The sequence below is a fragment of the Paenibacillus pectinilyticus genome, from assembly GCF_001700435.1.
GTDB classification, from domain to species: Bacteria; Bacillota; Bacilli; order Paenibacillales; family NBRC-103111; genus Paenibacillus_E; species Paenibacillus_E pectinilyticus.
Window position 1 is genome coordinate 629346 of record NZ_LYPC01000027.1, and the last position, 17975, is coordinate 647320.

The 17975-nt window shown below is 48.7% G+C and carries 12 protein-coding genes; all 12 read left to right on the top strand.

The features are described from left to right. Nucleotides 1-12: 12 nt before the first annotated feature. The 12 genes from A8709_RS24505 (at nt 13) to A8709_RS24560 (ending at nt 17861) form a co-directional block, all read left to right on the top strand. Nucleotides 13-1659, top strand: coding sequence for an ABC transporter substrate-binding protein (locus A8709_RS24505; RefSeq protein WP_065856084.1), 1647 nt, complete (start codon nt 13-15; stop codon nt 1657-1659). Nucleotides 1660-1680: 21 nt separating this feature from the next. Further along, nucleotides 1681-2604 carry an ABC transporter permease gene (locus A8709_RS24510; protein WP_065856086.1) on the top strand — a complete coding sequence of 308 codons (924 nt, stop codon included), beginning with the start codon at nt 1681-1683 and terminating at the stop codon, nt 2602-2604. Between the two features lie 75 nt (nt 2605-2679). Further along, the gene (locus A8709_RS24515; protein ID WP_244163302.1) at nt 2680-3522 is read left to right on the top strand and encodes an ABC transporter permease; all 843 of its coding nucleotides are present in this window, start codon (nt 2680-2682) and stop codon (nt 3520-3522) included. Between the two features lie 3 nt (nt 3523-3525). After that, nucleotides 3526-5562, top strand: coding sequence for an ABC transporter ATP-binding protein (locus A8709_RS24520; RefSeq protein ID WP_065856089.1), 2037 nt, complete (start codon nt 3526-3528; stop codon nt 5560-5562). 35 nt (nt 5563-5597) lie between these two features. After that, nucleotides 5598-6431, top strand: a complete 834-nt coding sequence (locus tag A8709_RS24525; RefSeq protein ID WP_065856091.1) for a CoA transferase subunit A — start codon at nt 5598-5600, stop codon at nt 6429-6431. Next, the gene (locus tag A8709_RS24530; RefSeq protein WP_065856093.1) at nt 6428-7222 is read left to right on the top strand and encodes a CoA-transferase; all 795 of its coding nucleotides are present in this window, start codon (nt 6428-6430) and stop codon (nt 7220-7222) included. The genes A8709_RS24525 and A8709_RS24530 overlap by 4 nt, the downstream gene beginning before the upstream one ends. Nucleotide 7223: 1 nt before the next feature. Continuing rightward, nucleotides 7224-7811: a cysteine dioxygenase family protein gene (locus A8709_RS24535; protein ID WP_065856095.1), complete on the top strand. Its 588-nt coding sequence runs from the start codon at nt 7224-7226 to the stop codon at nt 7809-7811. Between the two features lie 54 nt (nt 7812-7865). Then, on the top strand, nt 7866-9035 hold the full coding sequence (locus A8709_RS24540) for a CaiB/BaiF CoA transferase family protein (RefSeq protein WP_065856097.1): 1170 nt from the start codon (nt 7866-7868) through the stop codon (nt 9033-9035). A gap of 3 nt (nt 9036-9038) precedes the next feature. After that, on the top strand, nt 9039-9512 hold the full coding sequence (locus A8709_RS24545; protein ID WP_141692640.1) for a DinB family protein: 474 nt from the start codon (nt 9039-9041) through the stop codon (nt 9510-9512). Between the two features lie 206 nt (nt 9513-9718). After that, nucleotides 9719-11701 (top strand): efflux RND transporter periplasmic adaptor subunit, encoded by a 1983-nt coding sequence (locus A8709_RS24550; protein WP_065856102.1) that lies wholly within the window; start codon nt 9719-9721, stop codon nt 11699-11701. Further along, on the top strand, nt 11698-14847 hold the full coding sequence (locus tag A8709_RS24555; protein WP_065856105.1) for an efflux RND transporter permease subunit: 3150 nt from the start codon (nt 11698-11700) through the stop codon (nt 14845-14847). Before A8709_RS24550 ends, A8709_RS24555 begins: the two co-directional genes overlap by 4 nt. Nucleotides 14848-15002: 155 nt before the next feature. After that, complete coding sequence (locus tag A8709_RS24560; RefSeq protein ID WP_065856107.1) at nt 15003-17861, top strand: RCC1 domain-containing protein; 2859 nt, start codon at nt 15003-15005, stop codon at nt 17859-17861. Nucleotides 17862-17975 lie beyond the last annotated feature (114 nt).

Below are 17975 nucleotides of genomic sequence, written 5' to 3' on the forward strand. Positions count from 1 at the left end.
GGGGGAAATGATATGAGAAAGAGAATCGGATCAATCGTTAGCATTTTAATCGTAGCATCACTCGTTTTATCAGGCTGTGGAGATGCAGTGAAAGAGGGAGGAGCGAAGGATACGGTTGGCGCGCAAGCAACAGGTACGGTGACGCCTGGCGGTGAGCTCGTATGGGCACTGGCAGGTACCGTGACATCGGACAGCTTGGATGCGCATAAAGCGGGCTTCGCCCCGACGACGCGAGTGATGCGTTCGATCTACGATAGCTTGGTTGTGGAACTTCCGGATCACACCATTAAGCCGTGGTTAGCCACTTCGTGGGAGTTATCCTCGGATAAGAAGAGCTATACCTTCCACTTGCGTAAGGATGTGAAATTCCATGATGGCACGCCATTCAATGCCGAAGCCGTCAAATTTAACTTCGATCGGATCATTGATCCAGCGACGAAAGCGTCCAGCTCCATCAATGAATTGGGCTCCTATCAATCGACCGACGTGATCGACGAATTCACGGTGAAAGTGAATTTCAAGTCGCCATTCGCACCTTTCCTCAGCAATGCAGCGAAAGTAGATTTAGGGTTCGTTTCGCCGACGGCGGTGAAAGAGTATGGCGATGCCTTCCCACAAAATCCAGTGGGTACGGGTCCTTTTAAACTGAAGAAAATAACCCCAAGCTCGCAAGTGGAACTTGAGAAAAATCCTGACTATAACTGGGGTCCTTCCAATGCGAAGCATCAAGGGCCTGCGTACTTAGACAAATTAACTGTGAAATATGTGGAGGAAGAGGCGACTCGCGTCAGCGTTTTGCAAAGTAAGCAAGTGCAGGTGGCAGATATCATTCCCCCTCAGAACCTTGTCGCATTAAAGGCGGATAAGAATTTCAATGTACAGGAAACGGAGCTGCTCCAAGCCAATTTCACCTTGTATTTGAACATTCAGAAGGCGCCATGGAATGATCTGAAAATACGTCAAGCGTTCCGCTCAGCACTGGATATCGATGCTGCGGTCAAAACGATTTATTTAGGCACCTCCAAGCAAGGCTGGTCCCCGTTATCTCCACAGCAATTCGGCTATACGCCGACTAGGGAGAACGCCTACAAGGTCGATGTCGCCAAGTCGAATCAGACTCTTGAAGAGGCGGGCTGGATCAAAGGCGCTGATGGTTATCGCGCTAAAGATGGCAAACGCCTTACCGTCGAAGTGATCGACACCCAAGGCAACCGCGAGAAACGCTTGGATCTCATCGCCATATTCACGCAACAACTGAAGCAAGTCGGGATAGAGCTTAAAGTGATCTCATTGCCCACCGGAACCTATACAGATCGCCGTAATAAAGGAGATTATGACCTCATTGCCGGCAGTCAATTTTCTGGTGATCCTGATGTGTTAAGACAGCTGTATTCGACGAAAGGACCGTCCAAGCAAAATAACATTGCCAAAACGAATGATCCGAAACTAGATGATTTGCTGGAGCAGGGGTATTTAGAAACAGATCCGGAGAAGCGTAAAACGATTTACAAAGACGCACAAGAGTACATTATTGATCAAGTGTATGGGATACCTACCTATGTATTTAATTATTCCGTCGCGTCGACGAAAGATGTCAAAGGCATCACGTTCGATTCACCAGCATGGCCTGTCTTCTACGATGCGTGGATTCAAAAATAAGATCTCAAGGAGGAGTCACGGATGGTCAAGTATATTCTGAACAGGCTCATTGTATCTATTCCCGTTATCTTAGGTTCGTTGACGCTTGTTTTCTTAATCATTCACTGGCTTCCCGGGGATCCGGCCCAGATGATCGCGGGGGATGATGCGGCTCCTGAGCGTATTGACTATTTAAGACATCAATTAGGCTTAGATCAGCCGTTGTGGCAGCAATACGCCGTATATCTATGGGATAGTGTACGGGGAGATTTCGGGCATTCCTTCGCGAATAGCCAGCCGGTTATTGATCGATTGCTTGCTCAGCTCCCCGCCACCCTTTCGTTAGCCGCATTAAGCACGTTGTTCGCAATTATTGTGGGATTTATCCTAGGCGTCCTATCAGCCGTTTATCAAAATCGAGTACTGGACTATATCGTGCGCGTCATCAGCTTGTTAGGCGTTTCCATGCCGAAGTTTTGGCTCGGTATTCTCCTAATTCTCGTGTTCTCGGTGCATCTTCAGCTCCTACCTGCAATTGGAAATGGCAGCTTCGAACAGTTGATTCTTCCTTCGTTTGCCCTAGGAGTAACCGGAGCAGGGATGCTAACTCGGATGGTACGCAATAGTGTGCTGGAAGTGATTCATGAACCCTTTATACTGACACTGCGTGCAAAAGGACTTTCGGAAAAAATCGTGCTTTACAAGCATGTGCTGCGAAACGCTTTGCTGCCGGCAGTGACGATTCTTGGTTTACTAGTCGGAGAAATGCTGTCGGGGGCTGTTGTGACCGAGACTGTTTTCTCGAGACAGGGCTTAGGCAAGCTAGTTGTAGATGCCATTAATCAGAAGGATATTCCCGTTATTCAGGCCGCAATTCTAATTACAGGGCTTTTTAATATCGTGGTCAACCTAATGGTGGATGTGTCGTATTCCTACGTCGATCCGCGTGTGCGTAAGACAGGATAAAGGTGAAAGGAGTGGACTCTTATGCTATTCAACACGGTAACAACAGAAAGGATAGTACGGACGAGAAAAGAGCTCTTGAAATTTCAATTTCGGCTTAAAAAGCTGAGCTTATCGCAAGTGCTACTCGGTTTCTCGCTCTTTATCCTAGCTTTTCTGGTCTTATGTGCCATCGTGCCTTCCTGGATTGCTCCTTACGCGCCAACGGATATGTTAACAGATCAACTGTTGAAATCGCCGAGTCTATCACATCCGCTTGGCACGGATCAGTTCGGTCGGGATGTGTGGACGCTAGTCATCTATGGAAGTCAGCAATCGCTCATTATGGGGGTTGTCTCCGTCGTTATAGGCGGCTTTATTGGCACTTTTTTCGGTCTCATGGCTGGGTATTGGGGCGGGACCATTGATTCTTTGTTTATGAGGTTTAATGATATTTTGATGACAATACCTGGGATCTTACTGGCGATTGCGATCTCGGTTGCACTTGGCCCTAGCTTTTTTAATGTGATATTAGCCATCAGTGTGGCTACGATACCGGGGAAGGCAAGGGTAGTTCGCAGTCAAGTGATCTCGATTCGGAATCGCCCTTTCATTGATGCAGCACGAGCGGTGGGTACCTCCCATGTGGAAATCATGATACGACACATTCTACCGAACTGTTTTTCACCGTTGCTCGTGATGATGACGATAGGTGTGGGGAGCTCCATTTTGGTAGGGACAGGGTTAAGCTTCCTTGGGCTTGGTGTTGTAAAAGAGATTCCGGATTGGGGATATATGCTCTCCCAAGGACGGAGCTATATGACGGTGGCTTGGTGGGTGGCTACGTTCCCAGGACTCGCGATCACTTTACTCGTGATCGTTGTTAATCTCATTGGTGATGAAATTCGTGATCGCATGGATCCTAAGAAATCGAGGACATAGAAGATGAAACCATTACTTGAGATCGATGATTTGTCCGTTGATTTTCAAACAGCCAAAGGCTCGCTCAATGCGATAAATAAGATAAGTCTAACCATCGGAACTGGTGAGATCGTGTGCCTGGTCGGCGAATCTGGAAGCGGGAAGACGATTACATCTTTGTCCGTTATGCGGCTGATTAATTATGATGGCGGCTATATTTCCCAAGGGGATATTAAGCTCGATGGGCAAAGCCTTGTCGGATTATCGCAAAAAGAAATCAGTGACCTTAGAGGCAAGAAAATCGCGATGATTTTCCAAGAGCCAATGACGGCACTCGATCCGATCTTCACGATAGGGAGTCAGATTGTCGAGGTTATTGTTCGCCATGAACGGATCTCCAAGCTTGGCGCGCGCGAAAAGGCGATTTCACTCCTGCGTCGCGTAGGCATCCCAGAGCCGGAAATCCGGATGGGGCAATATCCGTATGAGCTGTCCGGCGGTATGCGCCAAAGAGCGATGATTGCGATGGCGCTGGCCTGTGGACCGGAACTGCTCATTGCGGATGAGCCAACAACGGCGCTGGATGTTACGATCCAAGCGCAAATTCTGAGCTTACTTCGTGAATTGAAAGACGAATTCCAAATGTCGATTCTGTTAATTACCCATGATCTGGGTATTGCAGCGGAAATGGCAGATCGGGTTGTCGTGATGTACGCAGGTAAGGTTGTAGAGCAATCGCCTGTTCATCAACTGTTTGAAAATCCAGCCCATCCCTATACACAAGGATTATTGCATTCCATCGTAACGTTGGATAATGTGCGTGGTCTGAAGCTCTACACGATCAAAGGGACGATACCTAGCTTGTCTAATTTGCCAACAGGGTGCCGTTTCCACCCTCGTTGCCCCTATGCAACGGATCGCTGCTTAAGTGAGGATCCGCCTCTGCAGGAGCTTAACGGTCGTGAAGTGGCTTGCTGGAATGCGGAGCGAATCGATCATCTGGCGGCAGAGTTTTTTGGTGACACGGTAGCCCCTACGTCAATTGAACTGACAGCAAGCGAGGCGTACCAAAGGGATGCTTTCCAGCAAGCGTCGGAGCAACCCTTATTAGAAGTAAAGAATGTGAAGAAATATTTCCCGATTCGGCAGGGGTTGTTCCAAAGAGGCCGCACCTACATTAAGGCGGTAGATGATGTATCCTTTGAGATTCGCAAAGGGGAAACCTTTGGGCTAGTTGGTGAATCCGGCTGCGGGAAGTCGACGTTAGGACGTGTACTTCTGCAGCTAGAGAAGGCGACAGAGGGTTCGATACATTTTGAAGGCAGAGATTTGATCCAGTCAGGCGCAAACGATTGGAAGGCAACAAGAAAAGATATGCAGATTGTGTTTCAAGACCCTTACGGATCGATTAACCCCCGCTGGAAAGTGGGCGACATAATTGGAGAGCCGTTCTGGGTGCATGAGTCTTTACGAGGATCGGTCAAACGAGCCAAGGTGGAGAGCGTGATGGAGCTCGTGGGATTGAATCCTTCTTGGTATGATCGTCTGCCACATGAGTTCTCAGGGGGACAACGCCAGCGGATTGGGATTGCACGCGCCATTGCGCTGAATCCGAAGTTTATTCTGGCCGATGAAGCGGTATCGGCGTTGGATGTTTCCGTTCAATCCCAGATCGTCAACCTCATGCAGGATATTCAGCAGCGTATGAATTTGACCTATCTGTTCATCGCGCATGGCTTGAATATCGTTCGGTACATTTCGGATCGGATTGGCGTGATGTATCTTGGCAAACTGGTTGAAATTGCTCCTACGGATGAGCTGTTTAGACATCCAGCCCATCATTATACGAAGGCGCTGCTCTCTGCGATTCCAGTGCCTGATCCTAACCGTAAACGAAGCTTCGTCCCCTTAGAAGGGGAAATGCCTTCACCGGCGAGACCGCCTTCTGGCTGCCGATTCCATACGCGGTGTCCTGCAGCAACAGCATTATGCCGAGAAGTGATTCCGGAACTGACCCTTATCAGTCCGGGACACCATGCAGCATGTCATTATCCATTGTAAATAAGGGGATTTTAGAAGAAAAGGAAGTGTTGATAGTGCCATCCAAACTTATCTCTATCCAAGAAGCGGTTGCGCAAATCCCGGATGGCACGAAGCTAGCTGTCAGCGGCAACATGGAGATGTCGCCCATGGCTCTCATTCGAGAGATCATACGTGCGAAGAGGCGTGAATTATACTTGGTGTGTGTTGGGGCAGCGGCGGTGAATGCGGATATGTTGATTGGAGCGGGTGCAGTAAGTACGGTGGAGTTTTCGCAAATCTCAATGGGGGAGTATGGGTTTGCCTTAAATTTTAGGCGGAAATTTGAGCAAGCCGCGATTGCTGGCTTGGAGCATGCCTGTCCAACGCTGACTGCAGCGATTGGGGCTGGCGCTTCCGGGATTCCCTTCATTCCGGTACGAGGATTAATTGGAACGGGCTATATGAAAATCAGACCTGATTTTCATATAGTCCCGAATCCATACAACGCCGAGGAGCGCATTGCCGTTGTACCCGCGATCCGACCGGATGCAGCCATCTTCCATGGCTACAAGGCTGATACGCTAGGCAATGTGCTTGCGCATCCTTCGCAAAACAATCGCTTGTTAGCGCAAGCATCGGGAAGAACTTTTGCAACCGTGGAAGAAATCGTCACGCCGGATGCGTTGCGCAAAGAAGCTAGTCATTCGGGAAGTTTTATTCCAGCCTTGTATCTCAGTGGTGTCATCCATGCTCCCGGAGGTGCCTTGCCAACGGCGTGTCCAGGTTATTACGAGATAGACGAGAGAGAAATTTCCATTTATATGGAAAAATCAGCTTCTGAAGAGACATTTCAATCTTATTTGCAGGAGTATATCCTCTCTAGAGGGTATCAGGAGGTCATCCTATGAGTGCGATCGTCCGAAAGGATGACATCGGGTATTCCGCAGAAGAGGCTTTGATCTGTTATCTGTCCAGAGAACTGCGGGATCAAGAAGTCATCGGTGTGGGGAATAATTCACCGATTCCAGCAGCAGCGGCCCTGCTTGCCAAGTCACTGCACGCGAAGGACGCTACCGTATATATTTTAGGGCAACGTGATTGGCCCTTTGAGGGGACGAAGGAGTTCTTCGATCTCATGCAGCGAGGCGGCATTGATGTGTTCTTCCTCAGCGGTGCTCAAATTGATAGTCATGGACGTATCAATCTGCATGTGATTGGCGATTATTTATCGCCTAAGGTTAGGCTTCCTGGCGGCGCAGGGTCAGGTGTCGTTTATTTCACCTGCAGGCGGATTCTCCTTTTCAAAACCGATCACGGGGTAAAAGGTTTCCCAGAAGCATTAGATTTTGTCACATCGATACCTAGCTCCGATCCTACTGACTTTAAGGTTAGTAAGTTAGTGGGGGTGTACACCCCATTAGGTGTGCTTAAGCCTAAAGCAACTGGAGGACGGTTAAGGTTAGCAGCCACGGTTTCAGGAGTCAACCCTGAGGAAGTGCAGGGGAGAACGGGCTTTGATCTTGGTTTGACGGATGAAGGTGCAGGGGCTATTCCGGTTCTTCCACCTCCAACTGAGCAAGAGTTATCCACGCTTCGTTATGATATAAGTCAATCATTACGTGAGATCTATCCTGTCTTTACGAAACAGCATTTTGGAGTGCATGTGACAAGCAGTTCATTCATAGAAAGAAGGACATAACATGAGCGAGAAAACGCCATTTCATCAGCTCGAGGTGGATATTTCAAGTATTTTAGCAGCGCATCAGGATTATCGCACGATCATTGAACATGTACAGCCGCTTTTGCAACAGCTTTTAAAGAATGATGATTTGCTTCCTGCTGATTTACAAGTACCGCTTCCCACTAAATACGCGCAATATTTGCTGTATAAGCCAGCGGATGAAGCGTTCTCAGTCATCGCTTTTATCTGGGGAGCCGGCCAGGTAGCACCCGTACACGATCATTTGGTTTGGGGGCTTGTTGGTATTTATCGCGGATCCGTCGTGGAGAAACGTTATCGTCGTGAGGATCACGGCGAATCAGCGGAGCCAAGATATACGATTCGGGAGGTAGCAGAAGTCACGGCAACTCAAGGCGACATCTCTTTCGTATACCCACCGGATTACGATATTCATGGTGTTGCCAATCCATTTGATGAAGTCGCGATTACGATTCACATTTATGGAACGGATATCGGTAAACAGCCTAGGCACATTCATGATGTAACTTCGGGAAATAGTCGAGATGTGATCACGAAGCATGATAACAGCAGTCCCGTTTACAGGTAATCGCCTTACACTTACATCATCTCTAACCACCAATCAAAGAGGAGCGAAGAGACTATGAGTACGACCAATCGAGGTCCTCTTGCAGGCGTGAAAGTCATTGAATTTGGGCAAATAGCAGCAGGTCCCTTTGCGGGAATGCTGTTCGCAGACTTAGGCGCGGATGTTGTCAAAGTCGAACGACCCGATGTCGGGGATAGTATGCGAGAGTGGCCGCCTTTTTTTACAAATGAAGAGGGAGAGGGCTACAGTTCTAATTTCAGTTCGTTGAACCGTAATAAACGTAGTGTCGCTATTGATTTTAAAGCGCCAGATGAACTTGCTAGGCTGCAAGCATTGTGCGCGCAAGCCGATGTGATTGTTGAGAATTATCGGCCAGGCGTATTGGCGAAATTCGGACTTCATTATGATCAGCTTGCAGCATCTAATCCGAAGCTAGTCTATTGTTCCATCTCTGGCTACGGTCAAACAGGTGCCTACGCACAAAAAGGAGCCTTCGACGTCACGATTCAAGCGATCAGCGGATTGATGAGTGTGACGGGTGAGGAGGACGGGGAACCGGTTAAATGTGGAGTACCCGTGGCCGATTTCGTTGCTGGATTGTACGGTGCCTACTCGGTTGTTGCGGCTATTCATCAAGCTGCGCTTACGGGTAAAGGAAGCTACATCGATTGCTCGATGTTAGCGAGTGTCCTTGGGATTTCAGCGCTGCAGACGAGTGAGTATTATGGCAACGGTATTGCCCCTAAGCGATTAGGCAGCGCTCATCCACGGAACGCACCCTATCAAGGCTATCACGGAAGTGATAAGCCTTTCGTCATTGCTGCCGGGAACGAGAAGCTATGGCGAGAAGTCGTGGATGCAGTGGAGCAGCCAGCCTTAGCGGATGATCCGCGTTTTCAGAATCAGACGCTGCGTGCCAAGCATCAGAAGGAGCTCGTTCAACTTCTGCAAGGTTCATTCATCCAGAAAACCGCCGGGGAATGGCTCGACATCTTTGATCAGCGAGGTGTACCGTGCGCGCCGATGAATACGTTTGAGGATATTTTACAGGATCCGGTCGTAGCGGAAAGCGGTTTGATCCACGAACTCCAATTGCCGAATCAAACGCAAACAATGACGGTTGGCTATCCAGTTAAACTGACCGATTATACGTTTCAGATTTATCGTAATCCACCTCGAAAAGGTGAGCATACCGAGGACATATTTCAAGAATGGGGTGTATAGCTCGTGAGTGAGACAACAAGGGTGCAGATCGACATGTACCGTGCCACATCGACGTTGATTAAAGAACGTATTAAGGATGTATCCCCTGAACAATTAATATGGAAACCAGCCCCTGAGAAATGGAGCGTGAAAGAAGTAGCGGCTCATCTGGTGGATGCCAGCTTTATTCATTCGGTTCGTATCCGTAAAATTGTCGCCGAACAGGGTTCGGAGTTCATCCTGTATGATCAGGATTCATGGGTAGCCAGCTCGAGAGCGAATGAATCCAATATAGCTGACATTCTGGCAGCATTTGATGCGATAAGCAGCTACAATGCGTTGTTTTATGAGCGTCTGACAGAGGAACAGTGGGAAAGAAAGGGAAACAATAACGGTAAGGAAGTTTCGATTGATGATTTATTTCATGGCTTTATTCGCCATGTGCAGATCCATTTGTCCCAAATACAGCGCAATTTGGACGCTTTAGGCGCTATTTAACTGGAGTTATAGCTCCTTCAGATACGTAAAAACTATCCTTGAAATGGGATAGTTTTTTTATTTTCATGTGGTTAAAAAAACATGTTATTTTTTATCAATTCATCTCACAAATTTTACAAATTGCGCATACTTTCATTACGCAATTTAAGTACAGTGAGGGTAAGCTTATGCCCATATGAATTGAAGTAGACGGAGGTCTCGATCCAATGAGTAAGTACAGTTCACTCAAAAGTACTACAATCATCGCAGTTTTTGCTGCGATAACCGTCACCGTTGCGGGTTGCAGCGCACCAACCACGGCTGCAAGGCCAGGTGCCAATGCACGATCAGGGGCACGCCAAATGTCTGTTGAGACACAGGTTGTGAAGATGTCGGATATCGGTGGCGGGCAAGTTTTCACAGGTTCGATTACACCGGCCTTCACAACCAATCTATCTTCCAAAGTCAACGGACGCATTACATCGCTCGATGTCAGTATTGGGGACAAGGTGAAAACAGGCCAAGCGCTTGCTCACATTGACACAACGACGCTGGAGCAATCTGTTGAGCAGACCAAGAGTGATCTTGCTGTATCTCAAGTACAGTACAACAAAGTTGTCAATGACCAAGCGAACAGTCTAGCTGTCGCTCAGAAAGCTTTGGCCGTTCAGCAAGCGGCGTATGAGAAAACAATTAATGATCAGAAAAATGCGGTGGCACTCTCTCAAATCCAACTAAATAACGCCATCACAACGCAACAAAGCACGATCGATGCAGCGAAACAAAATGTATCCTCTTCGCAGGTTGGCTTTAATAAAGCGCAATCTGATGCGGCTACTGCTGTAACGGTGGCACAAACCAACCTAAATTCACAGTTAGACAGTTTATTGACCTCACAAAACAACAATATAGCAGCGGATCAATTGGCCGTACAGCAAGCCGTCGCTGCCTTTAATACAGCGGTACAATCTGGCTCAGGGAGTGATGCGGCGCTAAGCAAATTGCAAACCGCACAGCTAGCGCTGCAGCAGGCACAGCAGTCGCAATACAAAGATACGCAAACCGCGCAGCAATCCTTAACCAGTTTGCAGAATGCGTTGCTTACTGCACAGAGCTCACAGGCTGTACAGGTTGCACAGGAGGATCTGAATGCGAAGCTGTTAGCGCTTGCAAATTCGCAAGCTTCGGCGGCAGCGCAGATTGATCTTAGTCGAACGCAATTAGCGCAGGCGCAATCCTCACAAGACATCACGAAATCGAGTGCAGTCGCTGCATTAGATCAATCGAAGCAGGCCTTGAAATCGGCGCAGTCCACTGATGCCATTCAAGTAAGTGCAGCTCAGGTGCAACAAACGCAAACGAAGCTGAAGCAGCTGAGCGAGCAGTTGCAAGATGGTGTGCTCACAAGTCCCGTAGATGGCATCGTGAGTGCTGTTCTTGTGCCTGTGGGTCAAAATACCGGACAGTCCGCCGTAGTTTCCATTTCTGCGTTGGAACCCGTCTTAGCGACGGTGAATGTGTCTGAAGCCTCCATTGGCAAAGTAAAAACAGGCTTAGCAATGTCCGTTAATATTCCTACGCTGAGTAAAGCGTTCGAGGGAACGGTCTATGCGGTCCATCCGACGATGGATCCAACTTCGAAATCATACCTCGTTGATATTAAGCTGAATGATAGCAATCACGAACTATTGCCAGGTATGTTCGCAGAGTCCTCATTGAAAAGTGAAGGCAAGCAGTCGATTGTGGTTCCAGCAGACGCTGTGCTCAGCCAACCGAGCGGAAATGCGGTATTCATCGTGAAGGATGGCAAAGCCTCCAAGGTGCTGGTTAAGGTTGGTGTCATGACGAGTTCCTCATTTGAAATCACGAGCGGTCTCAAGGTTGGGGATGAGCTGGTTGTCAAAGGCCAGGAGCTGCTTTCTGATAATGTTCCAGTCGTCGTAGGTCAACCAGGTCAAGGTGCAGGTGCAGGTGCTGGCAAAGGGCAGGCAGGCCAAGGCCAAGGTCAAGGCCAAGGCGGTCAAGGTAAAGCTGGAGGCCAGGGTGGCGCTCAGGGTGGAGCCCAAGGCGGTCAAGGTCGAGCGGGTGGCCAAGGTGGAGGTCAAGCAGGTCAAGGAGGCCAGGGCAGAGCGGGTGGTCAAGGCGGCCAGAATGGCCAATCCGGGGCTAAGCCGAGTGCAGATGCGCCGAAAGCGGGGGCTGGACAGTGAAATTAGCTAATTTCTCCGTTCATCGTCCTGTCACCATTTTTATGATTATGATTGCCTTGGTTATTATCGGGTCGATTGCGATCCCGCTTTTGCCAGTCGATCTGTATCCGAATTTAGAGATTCCGTCTGCGACAGTTTCCGTTTCTTGGAGCGGGGCCTCACCAGGTCAAATCGAACAACAAATCACGAAGCCAATTGAAAATGCGATGGCGACAGTCACAGGTGTAACGAGTATCTCCTCAAATTCACGAACGGGCTCCAGTAACGTTACGCTGCAATTTAATTATGGCACGAATATTGATCAAGTGACGTTATCGATGCGGGATAAGCTGGACCGGGTACGCCGGTCACTTCCCACCGATGCCGATGCACCCGTGGTATCCCGGGTAGATCCCAACAGTACGCCGATTATGACGTTAGCTTTGTATGGGAAAGCCGATCTCGTTACCTTGCGTGATGTTGCTGACAACATCGTAAGTCCCGACGTGCAGCGTGCGGATGGTGTAGCATCCGTAGGCGTAACGGGCGGTCGAGTCAGACAGATTCAAATCCTAGTGGATCCAAGCAGACTGCAGTCTTATAACATTTCTTTCAGCACACTAGTATCCGCGCTTGGGAATGATAATTCCTCCACGGATGCGGGACTTGTGAATAAAGGAAAGCAGTTGGTGCCCTTACATATCGATGGTGACTTTAAATCCACGGCAGATATCGGCAAAGTTCAAGTCCAACTGGGCCGAGGACAAACGATCGCGCTTAGTGAGCTTGGGCAAATTATTGATACGTATCAAGATGTTACGCTTGAAGCTCGCAAAGATGGTGAGGCCAGCGTCAGCTTATCCGTTCTGAAGCAATCGGATGGGAATACGGTGTCGGTTTCCACGAACATCCAGAATTCCCTGAAAGAGATTGAATCGAAGCTGCCAGAGGGTGTACACGTAGCTGTCTTGAATGATTCTGCGAAATTCATCCGCGATTCCTTGCGGACCGTCGTCGAACATACGCTGTTAGGCGGCGTGTTCTCTGTCATTATTTTGCTGTTCTTCTTACGCAGCGTTCGGGCAACCCTCATTATCGGTATGGTTATCCCGATTTCCATTATTAGTACGTTCAGTATGATGTATTTCTCGCATCAAACGATTAATACGATTACGCTCGGCGGTTTAGCGCTCGGTCTCGGGTCGCTCGTCGACTTTGCGGTCGTTGTGCTCGAGAGCATTTTCCGCAAACGGCACGAGGGACTCTCTCCGGAAGAAGCGGCCAAAGTCGGTACAGCCGAGGTCGGTACGGCTGTTATGGCTTCCGCACTCGCGCAAATCGCCGTATTCGCGCCGACGGCTTTTATCAGCGGGCTAGTAAAACAGTTTTTCTGGCCGATGGCATTGGTCGTTTGTTTTTCCCATATTGCGGCGTGGTTCGCGGCTGTCACCTTAGTTCCAATGCTAGCTGCGAAATTGCTCAAGCGCAAAGTGGATGAGGACCTGCCAGAGGGGAAATCGATGAACCCCTTCGTTTGGTTTGGACGTGCGATGAACCGCTTCACACGGGTGTATAGCGCTATGTTGAAATGGTCCTTAAAGCATCGCTGGGTGATCCTAAGCGTCACGATTCTGTTGTTCGCTGCCAGCATCTATTCCATTCGATTTGTAGGCAGTGAGCTCACACCTAAGACAGATCAAAGCCAAGTCAACCTGAATATTAACTTGCCGCAAGGAACGGATTTTGAAGTCACGAATGGCGTGGCAGCGACGATCGAAACGCGGCTGAAAAATGTGCCCGAAATCGATTCCGTCTTCACTTCCGTCGGTTCCGCTGGTGGCGGTGCATTTCAATCTTCAGCAACAAACACAGCGAGCATACAGATTAGGTTGAAGCCTGTTTCGGAAAGAAAGAAAACGACAGATGAAGTCGCAGAACAAATTCGTACATTGACGACAGGCTTTGCTGGCGCTCAGATCGGGGTGAGTGTTCCTTCGGGTGTTCGACTACCTGGTCTAGGTGGAGGCGGTAATTTCGGAGGCGGAGATATTCAAGTCAACCTCTCAGGCCCGGATCTAGCCATTTTGCAAAAGCTCGGAGATTTAGTGGCGGAAGAAATTACATCTGTGGATGGCACACGTAACGTTCAAAATACGTTGGATCGCTCCATTCCCCAATTCAATCTAACGATTGACCGCGATGCGGCAGCACACTATGGTGTTTCTTTGAAAGACGTCATGACCGCGCTTCGTACGGCTTACCAAGGCAGCGTGGCGACACAATTTAAAACAGCAAGTTCGCAAATTTCGGTTCTCGTTAAGTATCCGAATGATTTCACGAATAAGCTGGAGAATTTCAATAACATCACGATAAATACATCAGCAGGTACGGTTGTACCTGTAAGTCTCATTGCGAAAGTAGAGCCGGGAACAGGTCCTGCGCAGATTCGCAGACAAGATCAGAACCGGGTAGCTACGGTGCAGGCTTCTGTTTTTGGAGCTTCGGTCGGTGAAGTGTCCGCACTTGTGAAGCAGAAAATTGATGCGATTCAACCGCCAGATGGGTATCAAGTTACGATGGGTGGGCAGCAAACGAGTCAGAATGATTCTTTTAAAAGCCTATATCTGATCCTGCTTTTATCTATTGTTCTGGTTTATATGGTTATGGCGAGTCAGTTTGAATCGTTGTATGGTCCATTCATCATCATGTTCTCACTGCCTCCAACACTCATAGGCGCGATTCTTGGTCTCATTGTTACGCATCGTACCATTAATATGAACTCGATAATTGGGATGATTATGTTGATTGGTATCGTCGTGAATAATGCGATTGTTCTAATTGACTACACAAATCAACTGAGAGCCAAGGGCATGACATTATATGACGCGCTCATTGAAGCCGGCAAAGTGCGGTTACGTCCGATTCTAATGACGACAGCGACGACGGTTCTAGCGATGCTTCCGCTTGTCATCGGCTTCGGTGAAGGTGCTGAGACGCAAGCCTCCATGGCGACCGTTGTTGCCTTCGGCTTAACACTTTCAACGCTCGTTACGCTCGTATTGGTGCCAGTCGTCTATACGCTGCTGGATGGTACGATGAACGGAATCAAGAAACGGTTAGGTCGTAAACCTGCGATATCCCAAGAAACAAGTGGCACCAGCTTGTAGGAATTATTTACCACATTAGAAAGTATAAATTTTCGGTTCCCGAAAACGGCTTGATAATTGGCGATAAAAACTACCTATAAAACGCGGTCGCACATCCTCGAAGGACTTCGATAGAAGTTTTTCTCATTTCAGTAAACACATGAAGGAGCAAGAGCATGAAGAGAGCGAAGCGCAAGATTACCTTCTGGGTATTAGGCTTTCTGCTCGTCAGCTCGTCAACGGCTTTCTCAGGATTATCTGGGAAAGCCCTGGCTGCGGGCAGTGAGACGAGTAGTGATACAGCAGCTGTTAGCTCTTCTACGATCGCACAGATCGAAGGGGGCAAGGGTTTCACCGTTCTGCTCAAGAAAGACGGCACCGTGTGGACATGGGGCAATAACTTGCGCGGAAAGCTCGGGAGCGGGCTTAATAATCGCAATCAGGCGACAGCCATCAGTGGTTTAACAGGCATCACGGCCATTGCGGTAGGGCAATCGCATACCTTAGCTTTAAAATCAGACGGAACTGTCTGGTCGTGGGGCGAGAACTCGTTCGGACAGCTTGGGGACGGCACGACAGTGGATCGGACAGCGCCTGTACAGGTTGCGGGACTGAGCCATGTAACAGCTATATCCGCTGGTTATTTCCACTCTTTGGCAATTAAAGATGATGGCACAGCTTGGAGCTGGGGTGATAATACCTACGGCCAACTCGGCGATGCCACGAATACACCGGAATATCAGCCTATTCAAGTCAAAGGCAATATCGGTAAAATTCAAACCATTGCTAGCGGCGCATACCATAATCTTGCCATCGCGCAAGATGGTACCGTTTGGGCCTGGGGGGACAATTATTACGGCGAGTTAGGTTATGGCGAAGACCAGAATCGATTAAATACACCGATCATGGTGTCAATGTATAACTGGCATATCACGCAAATTGCAGCTGGCTTTGATTTTTCGTTGGCTTTGAGAGATGATGGCTCCGTGTTGTCATGGGGGCTGATTGATTCAGACCCTACTGCGATGTACAAAGCAGCTATGTTACATAATCAGGATGAGCAGAAATTTCCTGTAGACCTCCAAGGCCTGAATCATATCACGCAAATAGCCGCAGGCAGCTCACATGCGATTGCCTTAAAAGACGATGGCAGCGTATATACATGGGGCGATAATGCTTCAGGGCAATTAGGTTCGGGGTTAGGATTTGATGGGAAGCCATGGAATCAAATTTACCCTCAGCAGTTATACGGATTAACGAAAACAGTTCGTGTAGGGATGGGAGCGGATTTCACATTCGCCATCGATCCCGATAATAATGTATGGGCTTGGGGAAATAACAGCTATGGCCAGCTGGGTGATAAAACGGTGAATAACCAAACATCACCCATTCAAACCCAAGTGAAGCAGTGGCTGAACCCGCCTGTTCTCAAGCCAGGAGAAGGTACGATTGTGAATAAAACACCTGTCGTAAACGCTCTAGCGAGCGGAGATAGTGATTCTTTTGTGCTGAAAAATGAGAGTCTCTTCACATGGGGAAGCAACACCTTCGGCCAATTAGGGGATGGCAGCCATTCATCCATCAACGCAGCTGAAAAGATGAATCTAGATGGCGTTGTAGCAATTGAAGCCGGCGATTCACACACGGTTGCTGTGAAGTCAGACGGTACGTTGTGGACATGGGGGCAAAATTTCTCGGGTCAACTCGGTGATGGTACAACAACCGCTAGGTCAACTGCGGCACAAGTGAATGATCTACAAGGTGTTGTCGCTGCAGGAGCAGGAAGCAATCATACGATTGCATTGTTGAATAATGGTTCTGTGTGGAGCTTTGGGGATAACACCTATGGTCAGCTTGGGCATGATCAAACAACGACTGCTAGTCAAATTGTTCAGCTTTCGAATATCATGAGCATCGCGGCGGGGGCTAACTTTAATTTGGCCTTGGATCATTCTGGGAACGTGTGGTCATGGGGAGACAATACCAGCGGCCAACTCGGAGATGGGACATTTGCAAGTAAACAGCAACCCTTGGAAATCGCCGGTTTGACGGGCATCACTGCCATCGCCGCGGGGAAAAACTTCGCCCTAGCCCTGAAAGATGACGGTACGGTCTGGTCATGGGGATATAATGCATTTGGTCAGTTGGGGAATGGGACGACATCCAATCAAAGAACGCCGGTTCAAATCGCGGACTTGACCCCTATTCAATCGATTTCTGCAGGAAGCTACCATAGCATGGCACTTGGGAAGGACGGAAGTGTTTGGACATGGGGGCAAAACCTCTTTGGCCAATTGGGTGACGGCACCACAAGCAATCAAAAGAAACCTGAGCAGATCAAAGGTTTACCAAAAGCCATTGCCTCTTCTCTAGGCGGTTCGCATAGTCTTGTTCAGGACGTCAATGGCTCGATTTGGTCTTGGGGGGGCAATTATTCAGGCCAACTCGGAGACGGTTCTTATACGAATCGGACAACACCTGCGCTCGTTAATGGTCTTAACATCTCATTCAGTGATGTAGAGGGTCATTGGGCCAAGGACAGCATTCTTCAAGCAGCTGCCAAAGGATACGTAAGCGGCTATCGTGATGGCAACTTCTTGCCAGACCATAACATGACGAGAGCTGAATTTGTTAAAATCGCTGTAGCCGCGCTTGGACTGCAGGCAGGTGCTGTAAGTGCTGATCAATCCTGGTATCAGCCTTATGTGGCCGCTGCGCAGAAAGCAGGCATCCTGCAATCGAATGACTTGCAAGCAGGCTGGGATCTTCCGATTACACGTCAAGAAATTGCCGCTATTGCAGTTCGTGCTACGAATTCGCAGTATCAAAAGCCGAATACAGGCATTCAGCCATCTTTTGTGATGAGCGAGGCTGTGAATAAGGGAATTCTGCAGGGGCTCACTGGCGGCGCGTTAGCGCCAACAGAAGCGACGACGCGTGCGCAAGCGATCATCGTGATCGATCGTATTTTGAAAGTGAAGCAAGGGGTTACGCTTGAGGTTGACCCATTGGCTGTGGAGCATGCGAAGCAGTAGAGTATGAAAGAAATAGAGTGTGATAGAGTAGCGAGTAAACAGTTAACTAATGTAATAGAATATATGGAAAAAGAGCGATTCCGCTGCGATAACAATCGCGATGGGTTTGTTCTT

Coding starts and splice junctions, on each gene's coding strand:
- A8709_RS24510 (WP_065856086.1), top strand. CDS start 1,681: ATGGTCAAGTATATTCTGAACAGGCTCATTGTATCTATTCCCGTTATC.
- A8709_RS24540 (WP_065856097.1), top strand. CDS start 7,866: ATGAGTACGACCAATCGAGGTCCTCTTGCAGGCGTGAAAGTCATTGAA.
- A8709_RS24535 (WP_065856095.1), top strand. CDS start 7,224: ATGAGCGAGAAAACGCCATTTCATCAGCTCGAGGTGGATATTTCAAGT.
- A8709_RS24505 (WP_065856084.1), top strand. CDS start 13: ATGAGAAAGAGAATCGGATCAATCGTTAGCATTTTAATCGTAGCATCA.
- A8709_RS24520 (WP_065856089.1), top strand. CDS start 3,526: ATGAAACCATTACTTGAGATCGATGATTTGTCCGTTGATTTTCAAACA.
- A8709_RS24550 (WP_065856102.1), top strand. CDS start 9,719: ATGAGTAAGTACAGTTCACTCAAAAGTACTACAATCATCGCAGTTTTT.
- A8709_RS24530 (WP_065856093.1), top strand. CDS start 6,428: ATGAGTGCGATCGTCCGAAAGGATGACATCGGGTATTCCGCAGAAGAG.
- A8709_RS24560 (WP_065856107.1), top strand. CDS start 15,003: ATGAAGAGAGCGAAGCGCAAGATTACCTTCTGGGTATTAGGCTTTCTG.